We start from the raw sequence: 19,437 nt of genomic DNA, 5'->3' as shown, positions 1-19,437 counted from the left end.
TGAGGTTTCAGCTCCTAGTTTCCAGGCGCCTCGAAGGGCCCGGTCCGGGGATGGCGGGCCGGTGCGCGAAGTCGATAACATAGTGATGTGATCGGGACGCTGCGCTGGCCACCTTTTTGATCTACTGAACATTCTACCGGACTTCGCCCTTCACAGGGCCCATATCGCTCAGCTCAGAGCATGCTCCGAGAAGGGCTATGGCTTTCACAGGCCCGCGATGGGCCTTTGGCGCGGTTTGCCCCTCGCGCATGTGGGTCCACACTCTCGGAAGGCTGGACCCAAGAGAGGCCGATTGAGGCGGTTGATCCGGCCGGGCACGGCTGATTCCTGGACTCCGCCCCTCCCATCAGGATGTTTGCAGGGTTAAAGTGGCCATCAAGGACGAAGAAAGGCTCGATATGACCGACCAAGAATTGCCTGACCTTGTGGAATGGCTCGAGATGGTTGCCGACGAGCTCGATTTGCCGCGCGACGTCGTGGTTCCGGGACCGATTCTCAAGATGACCAAGGACGTGGCTCACGGAATCGTTCGACCGGGCGCACCCACGAGCTCGTACCTTGTGGGGGTGGCTCTCGGGTTGCGTTTGGCTGCTCAATCCAACTCCGCCGAGGCCGCCGTTCCGGCAGAAGAGCAACTCAAAGAATTGTCCGAGCAGATCAGAGAGCTCGTCGCCCGGACCCAGCGCCAAGCTGGGATCGATCCGGATGCAGGTGAATAGAGTTTCATGAGTCGTAGTGAATCCCGCACCAGGGTCATTCGAGTGGATCAAGACGGCCGCAGAGAAGCGCGTGCCGATATGGTCGCTGCCGAAGAGCCGCTCGAGATCCGCGTCAACGGCCGTCGCCTCGCGGTGACCATGCGTACTCCGACCGAAGATTTCTCTCTCGCCGCGGGTTTTCTGCTGAGCGAAGGTGTGATTACCGACGGCGAGCAGGTCTCGTCGATCAGGTACTGCCGCAAGGACTTCGGCCCGGGTGCCGAAGACGGGGACAACACCGTCGACGTCGTCCTCCAACCTTGGGTCTTGCCCCCTTTCCATTACCAGGAACGCAACGTCGTGATGTCGAGCGCGTGTGGAATGTGCGGTAGAACGAGCATCGATCAGGTGCATCAGAAATCCTTGTTCCCGGTTGACGAGGATCCTCTGCGCTTGTCCGAGGAATTCGTGCTCGAAATGCCGGAAATCCTGCGGGCCAAACAAAAAGTCTTCGACCGCACGGGCGGCCTGCACGCCGCTGGCCTTTTCAACGGTGAGACCGGGGAATTGGTCGCTATTCGAGAGGACGTAGGACGCCACAACGCCGTCGACAAAGTCTTGGGCTGGGCTCTCCTGCATGGGAAACTTCCGCTCAGTCAGCACGTTCTGATGGTTTCGGGAAGAGCCAGCTTCGAGCTGACTCAGAAAGCGGCCATGGCAGGCATACCGATGTTGGCTTCGGTTTCTGCGCCGTCCTCTCTGGCCGTTGACCTCGCCAAGGATGCGGGCATGACCTTGGCCGGTTTCGTCCGGGGCAATCGGTTTGTGCTGTACAGCGGGGATCACCGGGTCCTGCCCGTCTCGGAGCTCGCCTACCCGTAGGTATCTCGTGGCCCTCGGCCGCCAGGGGCCACTCGCCGTCCTTTGCGCCATGTGGGAACGTTCGGGCCGAAAACGCTGATCTTCGTCACGATTCCGGGGCCCAATTCTGATTCAAAGGTATGCATCAGTTGCGGCGTCATGGTGCGCAGAATAGTGGCATAGTTCGTCGAGTCGCACCGAATCACGACCTCCGAGTTCTCATAGTTCTCAGGTGTCGAATGGGCCGCGATGGAAGGCCCCACAATGTCCGACCATCTGGCGAGAACACTGCTGACCGCGACCGGTTCTTTCCATCCACGTGAAGCGATCATGTGGTTGATCACCGACCCCAGACCCTGCGGATCGCGCGAGGATTTCCCGGGACCCGTATATCCTCCCAGCGTCCGGGGGTCCCAGCCTTCTTCGCGCCACCGCCTCTTGGTGGACTGCCCTGGTTCGGCAGAGACGATCTCACCAAAATCGCGTATAACCTTCTTCGCGGCATTACCCGTGAGTCGGCCTTCACCCCGTTCTTTGGCTGCGGTGCGCAGTCGTTGCAATAGCGACGCCGGAGCGTCGATTTGGTTCTGTTCAAGGGACCGACGGGTGGCCTCCTCCGGAACATCGTCCGAACGGGAAGGTGTCATTCTTCGGGGTCACCGCCTTGAGACACGTCCTCCTCGACATGCACGTCTTCGGCAACGACCGCCTGACCAGGGCTGACCCTGACAATACGGCGAGCGGCATCGAGCTCTTTCGGGAGGTCTTGTTCGACAGCGCAGGTCACGAGCACTTGTTCGGCGCCGGATACGATCGTCGCGAGTCGGGCACGACGTGTGGCGTCGAGTTCAGCAAAGACGTCGTCCAGGATCAGAATGGGGCATGCAGATGGATCGTCATGATCCGCTTGATGCATGTACCAGGAGCCAAGCCGCAAGGCCAGAGCGTAGGACCATGTCTCCCCGTGGGAAGCATATCCTCGCGCAGGAATATTTCCGAGCATGAGCGTGATTTCATCGCGATGCGGACCGACAAGGCTCATCCCGCGTTCGATTTCCTCCGGGGCTCGCTCCTCGAGCGCGGATTCGATCATTGCGCCTAATTCAAGCAACGGGATTCGTGCCAAAGACACGATGTCAGACCCGTCCCGGGGGCCTAGAGACGAAGATTCGTAGACGAAACCGAGGTTCTTGCCGCCGTCCGTGAGCTGCTCGTACGCCCGGTCGGCTTGGGGTAACAGTCCCGCAAGGACTTGGAAGCGTGCCTGCATGATGCGTGCCCCGAGGTTGACGAGCTGGCCGTTCCATACATCGAGCGTTGCCTGCTCGTCCTCGCCCAAAGCCCTGCCCGGCCCTCGTTTGCGGAGGGACTTGAGAAGGGCATTTCTTTGACGAAGAACTTTTTCGTAGTCGGCACGGTATCCGCCCAGAACCGGGCGAAGTGAAACGGCAAGATCATCGACAAAACGACGACGACCGGCAGGTTCTGCCTTGATGAGTCCAAGGTCTTCCGGAGAGAACAGAACCGTCTGGCAAATCCCGAGGGCTTCTCGGACGCGAACCGGAGCTGCGCGGTTGATACGAACCCGGTTGGCTTTGCCCGGGGTGATCTCGAGTTCCATGACTGTCTGCTGATGGCCCCGGATCACTCGGGAACGGATGTAGGACCGGTCGGCTCCGACCCTGATGAGCGGAGAATCGTTGCTGACACGGTGCGAGGCCAAATTTGCGCTGTAATCGACAGCCTCGACGATGTTGGTTTTTCCCACACCGTTGGGACCGACCATGACAGTCAGTCCGGTAGTCAATGGCAGATCCAAGAACCCGTAGGTTCTGAAGTCCATGAGCGAGAGGTGATCTATATACACCTCGCGGCTCCTTTATTGGTTCGGTAGGCGCACGGGCATCAACAGGTAGCGGTAGTCCTTACCGTCTTCACCCTCGGGGTCCTCTTGAGCGGATAAAACGGCCGGTTTGGGCGGCGTCGTGAAGGAAAATCGTACGTACTCGCTTCCGAATGCGTGCAGGCCTTCACTCAAGTAGACCGGGTTGAAAGCAACTGTGATGTCGTCGCCGTCGAGTCGGGCATCGAGTATTTCATTGGCTTGGGCGTCTTCTCCCGTACCCGCATCCAACGCAAGCTGACCCTGTGAAAAGGCAAGACGAACGGGTGTGTTTCGTTCGGCCACCAAAGACACGCGACGAACTGCTTCCACCAATTCCGAGGTCTTGACGACGGCATGAATCGGCGTCTGCTCCGGGAAAAGAGAACGGATTTTGGGGTATTCGCCATCGACCAGAAGACTCGTGGTGCGGCGTCCACCCGATTCGAAGCCCACCAATTCGTGAGAATCGGACAACGCAAGGTTCATCTGGCCAGCATTGCCCAGGGTCTTGGCGACCTCGTTCAACGTTTTGGCCTTGATAAGAGCAGCCGTGGAAATCTCCGGGTCAGTGGGTTCCCACGTGAGTTCTCTCATCGCAAGGCGGTATCGATCCGTGGCCAGAAGGGTCATGGTTGAACCTTCGATTTCCACACGTACGCCCGTGAGGATCGGAAGAGTGTCGTCTTTGCTAGCTGCCACGATGGTCTGAGAAATTGCGTGTGCGAAAGCTGCGCCATCGACGGTTCCGGAGATCTCAGGAAGTGCGGGGAGATCCGGGTATTCGGAGACTGGCATGGCTGCCAGGTTGAACTTCGAGGAACGACAGCTCAGATAGACCTTGGAATCGCGGGTTTCCAACTCCACGGGTGCCGAGGGCAGTGAACGGCAGATATCCGCGAGCAGACGACCAGAAACAAGCGTTTCGCCTTCTTCAATGACTTCGGCTGCAATGTTCAGTTTGGCCGAGGTCTCGTAATCGAAGCTCGCGATGGAGACTTCGTTACCCGAAGCCTTAATCAGAAGGCCTGAGAGAACCGGTACGGGCGGACGAGGCGAGAGAGAACGTGCCGTCCATGTGACGGCTTCGGCCAGTACGTCCCGGGCAACTGAGAATTTCACGTGCGCGAAGTCCCTCTCTGGAAGATGGTGGGTCTTTGTATAGAGCCTACCGGAGACGGAGTCTCCATAGGATTCTTGTAATTACGGATTTCGGTGGGCGACTCATCCGGTTCCGCCGGCAGGACTCGGAGCAGAGTTTTGTTATTTGGAATGATCTCTTTAAACGATGGGTAGTGTTAATAACCCGTGTGGATACTGTGGATAAGTGCCTTAAGCGGTGCCGGCACAGGGTTCAGGCTGTAGACAGGATGTGGGTTAAATCGATCACCCTGGTGGACGGGATGTGCAGAGATTTGAGGGCTCGCGAGCCGACTCCACAGGTTCTGCCTCTGCGTCCCCTTAAGGTCCACAGATTTTGGGGTTTATTCCACAAACTTATCCACAGGTGTTAATAAACAGCTCTTGCCGCGTGATCCCGCGGAAGTGTGGATAAAGGTCAGCCTTCGCGCTGCTGCTGTTTGATCCTGTTGGTGAGCTCGGTGACTTGGTTGAAGATCTGACGACGCTCCCCCATGAGCTTTCGAATCTTCCGATCCGCGTGCATCACGGTGGTGTGGTCACGGCCGCCGAATTCCTGTCCGATCTTGGGCAAGGACATGTCAGTCAGCTCCCGAAGCAGATACATCGCGATCTGGCGGGCCGTCACGAGAGTACGGTTACGTGATTTGCTGCGGAGCTCTTCCAAGGAAATTTCGAAATAGTTCGCGGTCTGTCCCAGGATCGCAGAAGAAGTGATTTCGGGGACGCCGTCATCGGTGATCAGATCCTTGAGCACCAACTCGGCCAGAGGCAGATCGACCCGTTGCTTGTTCAGCGACGCGAACGCCGTCACACGGATCAAAGCACCCTCGAGTTCACGGATGTTCGTGGTGATGTTGGATGCGATGTACTCCATGACGTCCCCGGGAGCATCAAGGTTTTCGTTCTGAGCCTTCTTCCGGAGGATCGCAATACGTGTCTCCAGCTCGGGAGGCTGTACGTCAGTGATCAATCCCCATTCGAAACGGGAACGCATGCGCTCTGCGAATCCGGACAGTTGCTTGGGCGGCAGATCGGAGGTGATCACGATCTGCTTCTTGTGGTTGTGCAACGCATTGAAAGTGTGGAAGAACTCTTCCTGCGTGTGCTCTTTGCCCGCCAAGAACTGGATGTCGTCAATGAGAAGCAGATCCACGTTCCGATAGATCTGCTTGAAACTGGACCCCTCGTCATCGCGAATCGAGTTGATGAAATCGTTGGTGAATTCCTCGGAGTTCACGTACCGCACGCGGTGATTCGGGTAAAAGCGTTTGGCATAGTGACCGATTGCGTGGAGCAAGTGTGTCTTGCCCAACCCGGAGTCTCCATATATGAACAACGGGTTATACGCGCTGGCCGGGTTCTCGGCCACGGCTAGCGCCGCCGCATGAGCGAAACGGTTGGACTGCCCGATCACGAAAGTATCGAACATGTACTTGTCGTTGAGGCGTGCTGAGCTGTCCCATTCGATGTCATCCTGAGTCCGGTCATATGAGTCGCGCGGAATATTGCGTTCCTGGCGGGGAGGGTCAACTCGAGGCGCCGGCAATTCGACGTCGTCCCTCTTGATACGAGGGGCGCTGGCTTCGTCCGTGTGCTGGACGTCGACGGGCGAAGTATGGGACGTGGCGTGGCCTCGTTCGGCTTCGAGCTCATTGATCGGCGGAATCGAAACGCCGGATACGGTCACTGAATTCTCGTGGTTGAGAGACGGTTCAGGCTGGGACCGGGAAGCAGGCGAGCTCGTTGTCTGGTTTTCCTGGGGTGCGGACTGTTCTGAGGGTTGGGGTTTCTGATCTTGCGTCTTCGCGGGGGCAGCCGACGTGGACTCGGAGACATCCATCTCAGGGTCGATGACGAATGCTTCGGTGATGTCCTCGCCGAAGGTCTTGGAGATGGCCTCTTTAAACGCCTGATGAATATCTGATTGGAAGATTCCGCGGGTGTATTCGTTGGGGACAGCAACGATCAACGTGGTGCCGAAGAGCCCCTGTGGCTTGGCCAGGGGAAGAAAAGCACGCAAGCGGCGGGCGATGGCGGCATTTGCCTGAAGATCCGTAATGCACGCGTCCCACTGGGACTGGATCTCGTTGTTGCCCTGAATGCTCACTGTTCTCCTTGTATTGAGGGGACGTCCGGCACAGCCTCGGTCCCTTCCGATTCCACTCGAACTTGTCACCGCGAGACGGGCAAATCGGGCTGGAATAAGAAGGTCCGCCGAGGGCTCATCCACGGGTTGTACCCAAGTTCTCCACAACCTTGTACACAGTTGTGGATAATGTGGATAACCGTGGATGGCTCTAGCTAGCTTAGGCCATTCAGGAAGCCTTCTGAGGCCCAAATTCGCGGGAATCTGTAATCACAGCTTTGTAGTTTCCCGGCATACCGCGGGCTGTGGGCCGGCAAAAAAATTTGGGATTATCCACAGCTGTGAATCGTGGCGAGTGCACAGCATGTTGAGAGGGGCGACCTTGGGGGAAGAGAGCCCCTCAAGTGTGTGTCCTTGGTCTAGTTCACCGTTTCTCCACGGAAGTGACTTGACCAGGGTGTTGATCTGCTCGTAGAGTTTGTTAGTCGTCTGCGCGTTGGACTATGCCCATATGCCGGAATCCGCCGTCTTGGGATGATCCGGAATTGGAAATGGATGTCCGACGGCGCAGGAGAACCGAAAGCGCCAATCCTCTGCCTCTTTGCATGAACATCGCCCGCAAGGACCCAGACCAGGGGTAGGCCCGAACAAACAGTCTTGGAGTTACCACAGTGAGCAAGCGGACTTTTCAGCCGAATAACCGCCGTCGTGCCAAGAAGCACGGCTTCCGTCTTCGTATGCGCACCCGCGCCGGTCGCGCCATCTTGGCTAACCGCCGGTCCAAGGGTCGCTCTTCCGTTTCGGCATAGCTGACTCCCCTGTTCAGGGGCGTCAACTGGTGCAGGTCTCCGAGGGGACCAAAATACCAAGCGCCAACCCGGTCTGCGTTGAAGGAGCCTTGACGTGCTGGCACAACAGCACAGGATGAGGACTTCTGTACAGTTCTCAATGACTACACGTTCCGGCGTCCGTAGCGGACGCCGGAACTTAGTTCTATATGTGCTCCTTACACATAACTCCTCCCCCAGCATCAGCGGATTCGTTGTATCGAAGGCCGTAGGCAACGCCGTCATGCGGAATCTCGTCAAGAGAAGACTGCGTGAGCTGGTGGCAGAAACCATCAAATGGAACCCATGCGGCATGAGTATCGTCGTCAGGGCGCTGCCGGCGTCGGCCAACGCGTCCTGGGATGATCTGGTAGGTGACTACCGGAGTGCTTGGAGCAGCATTCAGCGAAAACTTGAGGTGCCGGAATCGGGCTCGGTTCAAGCATGTGAACCAAGGCAAGCCGGTACACCGCAATGACGTGCAATCATGGCAGGGACGTCTCTATCGATCAGGTGGCTTCCGAAGAGCGTCTGTCGAACGCACCGGCGGAATACGTGCGTCCTAACGGGGCCGGTCAAGCGGTCTGGACACTTCCGCAGAATATTGCGATCGCGTTCCTTCGTTTGTATCGACGGATTATCTCGCCTTTGTATGGAGACGTCTGCCGGTATTTTCCGACCTGCTCCGCGTACGGGCTGGAAGCGATCACCGTTCACGGACTCGTCAAAGGAATGACGTTAACCGTGAGACGATTATTGAGGTGTCACCCCTGGGCAACCGGAGGGGTGGACCCCGTGCCTCCCGGGCGGCGGAGCTTCGCGCCGGGTACTGAGCCCAAGATTTTGCTGTTGAACCATCCGCCTGCGGCGGAGAACACGATGCCCCACGAGCCTCGGGGCTAGGAGTCAATTCCTGATGAACCCAATCGACATCATTCTGTGGCCCTTCAAATGGATCGTTTCCGCGGTCCTGTGGGTCTTCCACAGTTTGTTTACTGCCATTGGCATGGACCCGGCCTCCGGTTGGACATGGGTCCTCGCCATTGTGTTCATGACTTTCGTCATGCGTCTGCTGACCGTTCCGCTGTTCATGAAGCAGATCAAGTCCATGCGCGGCATGCAGGAACTGCAGCCCGAAATGGCCAAGATCCAGGCCAAGTACAAGGGCAAGAAGGATCAGCTCTCGCGTCAGGCGATGGCCCAGGAACAGATGGCCCTGTACAAGAGCAGGGGCGCCAATCCGTTGTCCTCGTGCTTCCCGATCATCGTGCAGATGCCTGTCTTCTTCGGCTTGCTACAGGTTCTGCGTGGCGTGCCCCCGGCCTCGGGCAACCATGAAGGCATTCTGGTGCTCTCGGCTGAGATGGTGCATCAATTCAACGATGCGTACATTCTCGGGGCACCCCTCTTCTCGACCCTGACGCATCCCGGTGATGGCAACCACACGTCCACCGTCATTCTCGCGATCATCATGATCGTCGCGATGTCTCTCACCCAGTTCTTCACCCAGCGCCAACTTACTGCCAAGAACATGAGTGCGCAGGCCAAAGAATCACCGATGTACCGGCAACAGCAGATGCTCATGTATCTGTTCCCCGTCATCTTTGCCGTCGGCGGTATCAACTTCCCCCTCGGTGTTCTGGTGTACTGGACCGTCTCGAACTTCTGGGCCATGGGCCAGCAGTGGTGGGTTATCCGCAATAACCCGACTGCCGGTTCACAGGCTGAGAAGGAGCTCAACGAACGTCGCGCCGCCAAAGGACTGCCTCCCGTAGGCAAGAGTCGTGAGGAGCACGAGGCCGAACTCGAGGCCCAGCGTGAGCGTGCCCAGGGTGGCCAGCGACAGCAACCGGTGAGCAAGAACCGCCAAAAGAAGAAAAAGAAGAATTAGCGCGGCCGTGCCGGGCCTGGGAAATCTTCCGGGCCCGGCACGCTGAATTCAGGTCACGTGCGGTGCATAGGGCACCCGAACCGATGACTGCGCCGGATCCACGGTGCGGAGCAGGAGAATTCCATGGTCGAACAGAATGAGGAACGTTCCGACAAGGCAGCGGTTCCGGCTGAGGACGAGCTTCACGATCACAGCGGGCATACGGAAGATCAAGATCAGAATGGCCACGAGCCAAGCTCAGAGGCTGTGAGCGATTCCGCCGCAGGCTCCCCCGAACCCAAAGCGACCGAGGACGAGAGCGAGATCGCCGCCGACTACCTCGAAGAACTGCTGGACATCGCCGATCTGGACGGGGACATCGACATCGAAGTCCGTCAGAACCGTGCGTACCTGTCCGTGGTCACTGAGGAGAACGAGGACGACCTGGAATTGTTGGTCGGTCGCCGGGGCGAGGTTCTGGATGCGTTACAGGAGCTCGTTCGATTATCGGTGCTGGCATCAACGGGTCAACGTTCACGACTGATTCTTGACATCGCAGGATACCGCGACCGCCGCGGAGACGAGCTGGAAACAATGGCCAAGCAAGCTATTTCTTCGGTCAAGGAAACCGGCGATGCCTACCACCTCAAGCCCCTGAGCGCGTATGAACGCAAGATCGTCCACGACCTTGTCGCCGAGAACGGACTTCACTCCGAGTCGGAAGGTGAAGGCTCCAAACGACATATCGTGGTGTCGATGAAGTCCGAGGCTCAGGATGACACCGAGGCCGCAAATTGAATTCTTCGGAGATTCAGCTTTCAAGTTCGGAACGTGAAGCCGCCCAGGCGGTTTTCGGGGAACGCATCGAATTGGCCGAGCGCTATGTCGAGCATTTGGCGACCAGCGGGATCGAGCGAGGTCTGATCGGCCCCCGTGAGATCCCCCGCCTGTGGTCCAGGCACGTGCTCAATTGTGCGGTCGTCGAAGCCCTTATCGGACGCAATTCACGCGTTGCAGACGTGGGCTCTGGTGCAGGCCTCCCCGGCCTTTGTCTGGCCATCGCACGGCCAGATCTGGAAGTTGTGCTCATCGAACCTCTCGAGCGGCGCGTCATCTGGCTGGACGAAGTCATCGAGGACTTGGGCCTGGATAACGTTGATCTGCGGCGTGGCCGGGCGGAACATTTCGTCGGAGAGATCGACGTCGATGTCGTGACTGCACGCGCGGTTTCAGCGCTCGTGGGCCTTCTGGACATGACCGTGCCCCTCCTGAGAGGAACCGGACAGCTCCTGGCGTTGAAAGGCAAGTCTGCGGAAGAGGAAATCCAAAAGGCGCAGAAGAAGCTCAACAAATATGGCGCTCGGTCGACGGAGATCCTGACGGTTGGGGAACCGATCTTGGAGCAGCCAACCACCGTAGTACAGGTCGAACTGTAACGCCCATTGATTTAGGGACTGGTTGAGTATCCACAATGACCGACAGTTCTGCTTTCGGAGAGCCTTTCCGGGTACCCTGGTGTGATGTGGAATCATGCAGCGGATTGTGAAAGGGACAATTGGTGGTAGGAAGACATAGGGCTCCCGACTCCGGGATGCCACCTAATCCGCAAGATCAATCCGAACCGGTTGTTCCCGACCAAGGTCGCCATGTTTCACATGAAACGATGGATTCCATGACGTCGCGGATCAAAATCACGGACCGCCTCAAATCCCCCGTTGCGAGAGAGCTCATGAACGAAAAGAAGCGCTGGAAGCAGCTAGCCAAGCAACCGGTCCCCCGCCCTGACCAGACTCGCGTCCTGACCATCAGTAACCAGAAGGGCGGCGTCGGGAAGACCAGCACGGCAGTGAATCTCGCGGCCGCGATGGCCGATCGTGGATTCGAAACCCTCGTTGTGGACATCGATCCCCAGGGGAACGCATCTACTGCGCTCAACATTGAGCACGGAATTGAAGTCGATTCGACCTATGACGTGCTTATTGAAGGCACAGCCATGGGCGATGTCGTTCAACAATGCCCTGACTACTCGAACCTCTATTGCCTACCGTCCAACATTGATTTGGCTGGTGCGGAAATTGAACTGGTATCTCTCGTGGCTCGAGAACAGCGGCTTGACCGCGCGCTACGTGAATACGGAACATATCGAGAGGAGCAAGGGCTCCCCCGTCTGGATTACGTATTTATCGACTGCCCACCCTCCTTGGGGTTGTTGACGATTAATGCATTCGTCGCGGCCAGGGAGGTCCTCATTCCTATCCAGTGCGAGTACTACGCCTTGGAGGGATTAAGCCAGTTGCTCAAGAACATTGAACTCGTTCAAAAGCATCTGAACCCCACACTGAGTGTGAGTACTATTCTCCTCACAATGTATGATGGACGCACCAATTTGGCCTCTCAGGTGGCTGACGAGGTGCGACAGCATTTCCCCAATGAAGTATTGGATGCCGTCATTCCCCCGTTCCGTCCGAATATCCGAGGCGCCTAGCTACCAGCAGACTGTTCTCACCTACGATCCTCATTCCACAGGTGCGTTATCCTATCTGGAAGCGGCTGTGGAGATTGCCCAACGAGGTAAGAAATAGAAGATAATCAGCAGTGAAGGCCCCGATACCTGGAGGTATCGGGGCCTTCTTTGTGTTGCTCAGGGCCGTTGACATATAGACCACAGAGCTAGTGTATTTACATGGCAGCCGGATATCGTTTCCAGTCGTGTGCATCCGGGTCGTCATAAACAGGTTTCACGTGAAACTACATATTCCTCCGAATGGATTCGGACAGAGTCGCTGTCCCTCTCCCCCGGACTGACGCCCTGTTTCAGTCACCTTGAGGGTACCTAGTCCTTGCTGCATCGTTCCAGCAGAGTCGGCGTGGGCAGGAAATGGGGCCACCTCCTGGATGTGCGTAATCGGACTACGGCGGCAGAGGATTGTCGTCTAACGGAGTCAGCGTTTCACGTGAAACGGTCAAATAAGCCTGGCTGAGCAAAACCTAGGACTTGCGGACAGGCTCACGGGCTGACCGTTTCTTCAGTCTGGCACGCAGGTCAGAAATCGCCATTTCTGCAACAGATACAATTCCCATCGAAGGCAGGCGGATTGACATTCGGATCAGTATGGAAATTATGTATGGTCCCTCCGCCGACGGAGAACTATGACAGAGTTTCACGTGAAACAGTAGTCAAAGTAGCTGTTTGTCGAAGAGCTCGAGTCTTACCCCACAGGACCTTCGTTCATACGATCGCCCCCGTTCAACAAACTGCCGTGCGTCATTGATAGACGTAGGGTCCCGAGGTTCGTAATCAGCAGGGCCTGTTTCACGTGAAACATCCAGTGGGTCAGTCCGCAAAAGGGCAGGTTGAGGAAAGGACCGAGAGGTGTATCCACGGTGCAGTACAGCACCGGCATCCGATGACCTTGAGGCCGCGAGGTAAGTGAGGAGCCTGCAACATCTATTTTTGTGCTCCACAATTATGCGCAATATCAGCCCTGGAGTCCGAGAATCGAGAGACGGGGCTATAGAATGATGTGACTACCAACAGCATCATTAAGGAGCACCGTGGCTGAGCGACGTCGTGGACTAGGTCGTGGACTGGGGTCTTTGATCCCAACGACATCTACAGAAAATTCGAGCGATGCGGTGGATATCGAACAGCCGGGAGAATCTTCTGTTGCTAAATCTGTTTCACGTGAAACATCCGCCCCTGGCGCAAGCCGGGAGGCCAGCGTTTCTGAAGACGCGCCCTTGAAAGGCGAGGACACGAAGAAGACATCAAGCCGACCTCCCCGGAGTGAGCCCAAGAATAAAGACGGGGCTTCGAATGGCGTGAACCAAACGAAGAAGACGGGAACTGGCTCGCCGAAATCCGCCAAAGATGAACCTACAAAGGCGTCTCAAAACGAAGCAAACGGGACGGCAAAGAAGGCGCCAACTAAAAAGACAACGTCTGAGGGGCGCCGGTCCGCCGCCTCGGGGGAATCTGGGGCACCCTCTTCCGGAAAGGGAAAAAATCCCTCCTCTGATGCGAAAGCGAACGGGGAAAAGGAAGGCGGCAACGGTGCACCGAATCGCAAGTCTGGTGGACCTCGGGCCGACATGGGTGCGGCCCTGAGGAAGAGCTCAGGAGGCCGGCGGCCGGTCGATTTCTTTTTTCAACCCTCGGAGAGTAATTCCAGCAGTAGCGAGGCGACTAACGAAGGTTCGAGGACACAGGACAACGATGGTGACGCCCCGTGGACACAATCTGAGGATAAGGTTTCACGTGAAACAAGGAAGCCGCAGACTGCGCCGGGTCTTGTCGAAGACCATGCCCAGCCCAGCCGTGAGGCCAATGAAGCGGACTCAAGCCTGATTCCGGTGCCGGGAGCCTATTTTGGCGAAATTCCAGTCAAGGACATTCATCCAAATAGGAAACAGCCCAGACAGGAGTTTGATGAGGACGAGATGGAAGAGCTCGTCCACTCGATTCGCGAAATTGGCTTGCTACAACCAATCGTCATCCGACCAAGCAACGAAGCGGGCGATGAAAAATACGAATTGGTGATGGGGGAGCGGCGTTGGCGAGCTACACAGCGAGCGGGTCTTGAAAAAATTCCGGCCATCGTGCGCGAGACCCAGGACGTAGATCTACTCCGCGACGCCCTGCTGGAAAACCTACATCGCAGCCAGTTGAACCCCTTGGAAGAGGCGGCAGCTTACCAGCAGCTGCTGAATGAATTCGGCACCACCCAGGATGAATTGGCTGCACGCATTGGTCGATCCCGTCCCCAGATCTCCAACACCATTCGTCTTTTGAGGCTACCTGCACTGGTTCAAAGACGAGTGGCTGCCGGCATCCTGTCCGCCGGACATGCGCGGGCACTATTGTCCCTCAGCGACCCAGCAGCCATGGAAAGGTTGGCCCAACGCATCGTGGCAGAAGGCCTCTCAGTTCGATCGGTGGAGGAGATTATTCAGTCGGGTGGGGCAGAGAAGGGCACCCAAAAGCCTCGAAAAGCCGCTACGCCCAGCCGCCACCATGAACGACTTGATTACATTGCTGACGCATTTTCGGACAAGCTGGATACGAGTGTGAAGATCAACCTTGGTGCTCGGAAGGGCAAGATGACCATCGAATTCGCTTCGGTTGACGACCTCAATCGTATTATCTCAGTGCTTGATCCGGAGATCGAGAGGGACTGAACGAACTCGGACGTCCACGACTCATTGCTTATCTGACGGCGTAATCACAAAAAATGCCCGCTTCGTTTCACGTGAAACGAAGCGGGCATTTACGTAGGTAGATCCTAGGAGAGGAAATCGGCGAATTCCTTCTCCAGTACTCCCTTAGGTTTGGCTCCGACTGAGGTCTTGGCCAGCTCTCCATCTTTGAAGACGTAGATGGCCGGGATGGAAGTAATTCCGTATTTGGCCGCGGTTTCGCCGTTCTCATCGACGTTCAACTTCACGACATCGACTTTTTCGGCATACTCCTCGGCAATTTGGTCCAGTACGGGGCCTACCTGACGGCAGGGCCCGCACCATTCGGCCCAGAAATCGACGATGACAGGGCGGTCGTTCTTGAGGACGTCCTCTTCGAATGTAGCGTCAGTAACGGCCTTGGCGTTGCTCATATCTGATCCTTTCGAGGTGGGTGGAAACTACTCGGACAACCGAGAGAATATGTAGTTACAGGGACTCCAGGTAGTGCTGGGCGTCGATGGCGGCAACGCACCCTGATCCGGCGGCAGTAATGGCCTGCCGGTACGTCGGGTCGATGACGTCGCCGGCGGCAAAGACACCTGGAACGTTGGTTTTGGAAGAACGGCCCTCCACAGCGATGGTGCCCTCGGAAGTCAATTCCAGTTGGCCCTTCACCAAATCCGTTCGCGGGTCGGAGCCGATGGCGACGAACAAGCCGTCTACCTCAAGACGTTGTGTGAGACCAGACTTCAGGTTCTCGACCTGGAGTGCCTCGGTCTTGTGCTCCCCTTCGATTCCGACCACTGCAGAGTCCCAAATAAATGTGATTTTGGGGTTGTTGAGCGCACGTTCCTGCATGATGTCGGAAGCACGGAGAGTGTCCCGCCGGTGAATCACGGTCACGCTCGAGGCGAAGTTGGTGAGGAACAGAGCCTCTTCCAACGCGGAGTCTCCACCGCCGACGACCGCAATCGGTTTTTCTTTGAAGAAGAACCCATCACACGTTGCGCACCAGCTGACACCGTGGCCCGAAAGACGGGCTTCGTCGTCGAGGCCCAATTTGCGGTATTCAGAACCGGTCGAAATGATGATGGCTTTCGCCCGGTGGACAGTGCCGTCCTGGAGAGTGATCTTCTTGACTTCTCCATCCAGCTCGACGGAGTCGACGTCTTCATACTGGATGTCTGCGCCGAACCGTTCCGCCTGCTGTTGCATGTTAGCCATGAGCTCGGGCCCTTGAATACCCTCGATGAACCCAGGGTAGTTCTCCACATCTGTGGTGGTCATGAGGTCACCTCCGGCCGCGACAGAGCTTGCGAAGACGACCGGATCCAGGTTGGCACGCGCAGCGTAGACGGCCGCCGTATATCCGGCAGGCCCGGAACCGATAATCACCACATCATGGACCTTCTCGGAGCCATGACCTTGAGGTTGTGACGTCTCGGCTTCCTGACCTTTGAGATTGATCAGAGGAGCCGCCCCCTGTGAAAAGACGCTGTCGGTCACTTATTTCCTTCCATGCGGGCCAGGCGCTGGCCAATGCGGGAGCCTCACCTCAAAGGACACTGAGGCTCTATGTTGATCTGTTGGATGAAACCTAGGGAGCCCTCAGAATATTCCGCAGGGCTATTGGGCACGGAGAATGACTCACAACCCGACCAACCCATGCCCGGAAAGCCGAACCCGGTCTACTTGACGCTGATTTCGCCCACGTGGAGGCCATAGTTGTAGCCGCCGATGGGGGAGCTGACCTGGGGAAGCTGGGTGACATAGACAATCACATACTGTGCCGACTTCGACTTGGCCTCGTCGGAGAGATCAACCGAGGTAGGACCGTTCTTGAATGAACCTTGGCCGGCCTTGGTGGCGCCATCGAGGCTGGGGGAGTCATTCGTGTAGACCGAGAACTGACCACCGGTACTCTTGGGCGCATCCACCGTTACCTGATTGACCTTGGCCGGTTCTTGCATCTGAGCGGCAAGGCCGATTCCCTTGATCAGCTGACCGAAGTTGGCATTCGAAAAACCATAACTGGTCCAGTACGTTCCCGGATTGCCGTCATTGGCTTGGCTCAAGGTGCCGTCCTGATCAGACATGAAATTCGGGTTATCGGGAATGACACGGGAAAGGTTGGCGACCTGCGGCGTTGCCGAAGAATCCGACGGAGAAGATGACTCACCGGAGGATTCCGAATTGGACTGGCCCTCCGCGGAGCTCACGGTACCGCTGGGGACCGATCCCGAGCTCGAAACGAGAGATCCGAGCTTGTTGAATCCGAAGACGACGAGGACGACCAACAGGATGACGACGATCGCCGCTGTGATCCACAAACCCGCCGAGCTTCTACGACGAGGCTCCTCGTCGTAGTACTCCTCATCCTCGTCGTAATACGGTTCCTCAGGGTCTTCTTCGTCCTCGTAATCCTCGTATTCACCGGCAGGGACGAATTCTTCTTCATCGCTGTAGTGGTACCGGTTGTCGCCGTCGTATGAACTGTCTTCCTCCCGCAACGAAGCCGCGGCGGCAGCGGAAGAACCACCCGCGACGTCGGTTGCCGCGCGATCGAACAGTGTTCCCCCGCGCTGGGAAGGACTGGAGGAACGCCGAGCGGGAGGTTCCTCTCCAAAGGCCTCATAATCGGCGTCAGTCCATTCCGTCACGGGAGCAGCGGAGTCCTCTTCATCCTGAGCAACTTCCTCCTGAGGTGACGTCTCTGTCCCCACCTGTTCGTAATCCGACGAAGGAGCCACGGGAGCGTTGCCACCCCCGAAGATCTCCCCACCGAGTTCTTCATTTTCGGAGGAAACGTCTTCCTGATTCTCCGTGAGCAGCAGATCGAGCAGATCATTCGCCTGAGCGTGAGAGGTAATCAGGTAAGTGACATCATCGGATTGGCCGAGGTCGAGCACCTGAAGGCTGCCCGAGCGGGACCCCGTCGCAATGTCACGGGCATTTTCAATGAGCAGATCACTGTGGCTCGGACTGGCCACAAGGATCGAAACCTTGCGTTCGAGGACCTGGTCTTTGCCATCCAGAACGTGGTCCTGTGCCGCGGTGGTAACAATCTGAGCGGTCACCTTGTACCGGCCACCAAGAACGGTGCCGAGTTGAATCGCCTGCGTCAAAAGTACCCCCGCGCTAATTTGGGTCGAAGTAACAGTTCGATGATACCGGCGTTCAGGCCCTTGTGGTCCGAACTACCTGCCTAGACGTGCCTTCAGAGGTTTGAGAACGCTGTCCAGCTCCCGAACGTGGAAAACTCGTAGGGCCCCGAAGTAGACCACACCCATGATCAAACCGCCGATCAGAATCGTGACAAAAGCCGTGATCTGACTGTGCCAGGCGAAGCCGCCAAAGGCTCCGCCGCCCATCAGGTGAAGAACGACGAAGCCGACGACTCCGGCGACAATCGCAGAAACGGTAACCCGAAGGTGAGTCTTGACGATGCTGGCCAGATCGTAATCGCCGAGCCATCGGCGTAACCCCCGGTGGAAGAGCAACGTTGCCAATATATTCTGCATCGCGTATAGACCGGCCAGACAGAAAACAATGTATTGAGGCGGCAATTTGCCGACCGTGAATCCCAGGATGATCACGATCACCGCAGAAATCGCTTGGTTGATCAATGGTGTCTTGGCGTCTTCGTGCGCGTAGAAGGCGCGTCCCATCATGAAAGCGATGGTCAGGAACGGACCGCCGAGAGCAATCACGGAAATCACCTGGCCGATCACAGCACCTTGGGCGGGATCGCCACCACCGAAGAGCATCCCGATCGGTCCGGCATAAACGATCAGCGCCACGGCGCAGAAGATGGTCGCGACCGAAGCGACCCGAAGGCCGCGTGAAAGGGTTTCCACGAGTGAGGCGTTGTCGTTGTTGTCCGCGTAGCGGGACATTTCGTTGAAGAGCACGGTTGCGATCGACAAGCCGATGACGCCGTGGGGAAGCTGGTACAACATGGTCGACTGATCGAGCACATTGTTGCCCGCGATCGGGTGGCTGAAATCCTGTTGGGACCCCTCAGGCCTGGTGGCAATACGGGCCAAGAAGAGGAAAGAAAGATTCGCAACGACGCCCGTTGCTAGGGTCCAGCTGCCGATACGAGCCGCCGTTCCCAGTCCGATGCCCCGCCAGCCGAGTTTGATACCGAGGCCGAGTTTCAATGCCTTGAGCGGAATAAACAGAATCAGGGCTTGTGCCATGACGCCGATCGTCGCCATTCCCGCAAGCCAAAATGTTTTCTCCCCGCTCCAGTTGGAGGGATCATGATGCGCTGTACCCCAGGATCCGAACAAGCCTATGAACACCAGCAGCGAGGCGATCGCGACCACGTTGTTGAGGACAGGAGCCCACATGTAGGCGCCGAAAGCGCCGCGAGCGTTGAGGATCTGGCCGACTACCGTATACAGGCCGTAGAAGAAGATCTGCGGGAAGCACCACAGGGCGAATGTCGTCCCGAAGTCGATCTTTTCCTGGGACCAGTCGTTGGCCATGATGCTGATGATCGGGCGCGCGCAGAGGACGACGATTGCCGTAATGACAAACAAGCCGATGATGGCCAGGGACAGCAATCGGGAAATGTAGTCGGCGCCGCCGTCCGGCTTCTTGGACGCCTTGATGATCTGGGGAACCAGGACCGCGTTGAATACGCCTGCGGCGACGAGCACGTAGATCAAGTTCGGCAGTGTATTGGCGAGGGCGAAGACGTTACCGGTCGTCGTCGAGGCGCCAATAGCGATGGCCAAGAGCATGGTCTTGACGAAGCCCAGGAGGCGAGAAACCATCGTTCCCGCGGCCATAATGGCGCTAGATCGAGCACCAGTTCGTGCCATATTTGCTAAGCCCTATCGATGAAGTTTGGGATCGGCACCGGCCCGGAACCCAGCCCACAC

General features: G+C 57.3%; 17 protein-coding genes and 1 pseudogene. 10 read left to right on the top strand and 8 right to left on the bottom strand.

Features of this window, described 5'->3' with window-relative positions:
- Nucleotides 1-398 precede the first annotated feature (398 nt).
- Together EWR20_RS00570 and fdhD are read left to right on the top strand one after the other, a co-directional pair.
- On the top strand, nucleotides 399-719 hold the full coding sequence (locus EWR20_RS00570) for a DUF6457 domain-containing protein (protein WP_129358279.1): 321 nt from the start codon (nucleotides 399-401) through the stop codon (nucleotides 717-719).
- Between the two features lie 6 nt (nucleotides 720-725).
- Nucleotides 726-1,580, top strand: a complete 855-nt coding sequence (gene fdhD, locus EWR20_RS00565; protein WP_129358278.1) for a formate dehydrogenase accessory sulfurtransferase FdhD — start codon at nucleotides 726-728, stop codon at nucleotides 1,578-1,580.
- Here the strand turns inward: fdhD and EWR20_RS00560 are convergent.
- The 4 genes from EWR20_RS00560 to dnaA form a co-directional block, all read right to left on the bottom strand.
- The gene (locus EWR20_RS00560) at nucleotides 1,571-2,206 is read right to left on the bottom strand and encodes a DUF721 domain-containing protein (RefSeq protein WP_129358277.1); all 636 of its coding nucleotides are present in this window, start codon (nucleotides 2,204-2,206) and stop codon (nucleotides 1,571-1,573) included. The genes fdhD and EWR20_RS00560 overlap by 10 nt on opposite strands.
- A complete protein-coding gene (gene recF, locus EWR20_RS00555) occupies nucleotides 2,203-3,426 on the bottom strand; it encodes a DNA replication/repair protein RecF (protein ID WP_129358276.1) in 1,224 nt (407 codons plus the stop codon). Before recF ends, EWR20_RS00560 begins: the two co-directional genes overlap by 4 nt.
- A gap of 12 nt (nucleotides 3,427-3,438) precedes the next feature.
- Complete coding sequence (gene dnaN / locus EWR20_RS00550; protein WP_129358275.1) at nucleotides 3,439-4,563, bottom strand: DNA polymerase III subunit beta; 1,125 nt, start codon at nucleotides 4,561-4,563, stop codon at nucleotides 3,439-3,441.
- A gap of 436 nt (nucleotides 4,564-4,999) precedes the next feature.
- The gene (dnaA, locus tag EWR20_RS00545; protein ID WP_129358274.1) at nucleotides 5,000-6,691 is read right to left on the bottom strand and encodes a chromosomal replication initiator protein DnaA; all 1,692 of its coding nucleotides are present in this window, start codon (nucleotides 6,689-6,691) and stop codon (nucleotides 5,000-5,002) included.
- A 650-nt stretch (nucleotides 6,692-7,341) separates the two neighbouring features.
- On the opposite strand from dnaA, the gene rpmH reads away from it, so the two are divergent.
- The 8 genes and pseudogenes from rpmH (at nucleotide 7,342) to EWR20_RS00505 (ending at nucleotide 14,545) form a co-directional block, all read left to right on the top strand.
- A complete protein-coding gene (gene rpmH, locus EWR20_RS00540; protein WP_129358273.1) occupies nucleotides 7,342-7,479 on the top strand; it encodes a 50S ribosomal protein L34 in 138 nt (45 codons plus the stop codon).
- 94 nt (nucleotides 7,480-7,573) lie between these two features.
- Nucleotides 7,574-7,975, top strand: coding sequence for a ribonuclease P protein component (gene rnpA, locus EWR20_RS00535; RefSeq protein ID WP_129358272.1), 402 nt, complete (start codon nucleotides 7,574-7,576; stop codon nucleotides 7,973-7,975).
- The gene (gene yidD, locus EWR20_RS00530) at nucleotides 7,972-8,400 is read left to right on the top strand and encodes a membrane protein insertion efficiency factor YidD (protein WP_129358271.1); all 429 of its coding nucleotides are present in this window, start codon (nucleotides 7,972-7,974) and stop codon (nucleotides 8,398-8,400) included. The genes rnpA and yidD overlap by 4 nt, the downstream gene beginning before the upstream one ends.
- Before the next feature lie 13 nt (nucleotides 8,401-8,413).
- On the top strand, nucleotides 8,414-9,388 hold the full coding sequence (yidC, locus tag EWR20_RS00525) for a membrane protein insertase YidC (protein WP_129358270.1): 975 nt from the start codon (nucleotides 8,414-8,416) through the stop codon (nucleotides 9,386-9,388).
- A 123-nt stretch (nucleotides 9,389-9,511) separates the two neighbouring features.
- A complete protein-coding gene (locus EWR20_RS00520) occupies nucleotides 9,512-10,165 on the top strand; it encodes a Jag family protein (protein ID WP_129358269.1) in 654 nt (217 codons plus the stop codon).
- Entirely contained in the window at nucleotides 10,162-10,803 is a 642-nt protein-coding gene (gene rsmG, locus EWR20_RS00515) for a 16S rRNA (guanine(527)-N(7))-methyltransferase RsmG (RefSeq protein ID WP_129358268.1), read from the top strand. Before EWR20_RS00520 ends, rsmG begins: the two co-directional genes overlap by 4 nt.
- Before the next feature lie 227 nt (nucleotides 10,804-11,030).
- A pseudogene (locus EWR20_RS00510) lies at nucleotides 11,031-11,949 on the top strand (ParA family protein).
- Nucleotides 11,950-13,459: 1,510 nt separating this feature from the next.
- A complete protein-coding gene (locus tag EWR20_RS00505) occupies nucleotides 13,460-14,545 on the top strand; it encodes a ParB/RepB/Spo0J family partition protein (protein ID WP_129359353.1) in 1,086 nt (361 codons plus the stop codon).
- 104 nt (nucleotides 14,546-14,649) lie between these two features.
- Here EWR20_RS00505 and trxA read toward each other — a convergent pair whose 3' ends face one another.
- The 4 genes from trxA to murJ all read right to left on the bottom strand — a co-directional run bounded on the left by trxA (nucleotide 14,650) and on the right by murJ (nucleotide 19,377).
- Nucleotides 14,650-14,976 (bottom strand): thioredoxin, encoded by a 327-nt coding sequence (gene trxA, locus EWR20_RS00500; protein WP_129358267.1) that lies wholly within the window; start codon nucleotides 14,974-14,976, stop codon nucleotides 14,650-14,652.
- Nucleotides 14,977-15,031: 55 nt separating this feature from the next.
- Complete coding sequence (trxB, locus tag EWR20_RS00495; protein WP_371811988.1) at nucleotides 15,032-16,015, bottom strand: thioredoxin-disulfide reductase; 984 nt, start codon at nucleotides 16,013-16,015, stop codon at nucleotides 15,032-15,034.
- A 218-nt stretch (nucleotides 16,016-16,233) separates the two neighbouring features.
- Entirely contained in the window at nucleotides 16,234-17,622 is a 1,389-nt protein-coding gene (locus tag EWR20_RS00490; protein WP_129358265.1) for a hypothetical protein, read from the bottom strand.
- A gap of 120 nt (nucleotides 17,623-17,742) precedes the next feature.
- Complete coding sequence (gene murJ, locus EWR20_RS00485; RefSeq protein WP_129358264.1) at nucleotides 17,743-19,377, bottom strand: murein biosynthesis integral membrane protein MurJ; 1,635 nt, start codon at nucleotides 19,375-19,377, stop codon at nucleotides 17,743-17,745.
- Nucleotides 19,378-19,437: the final 60 nt, after the last annotated feature.

It is taken from the genome of Rothia uropygioeca (assembly GCF_004136585.1).
GTDB lineage: Bacteria > Actinomycetota > Actinomycetes > Actinomycetales > Micrococcaceae > Rothia.
Note: the sequence above shows the minus strand (reverse complement) of the source record. Positions and strands in the feature narration are given on the sequence as shown.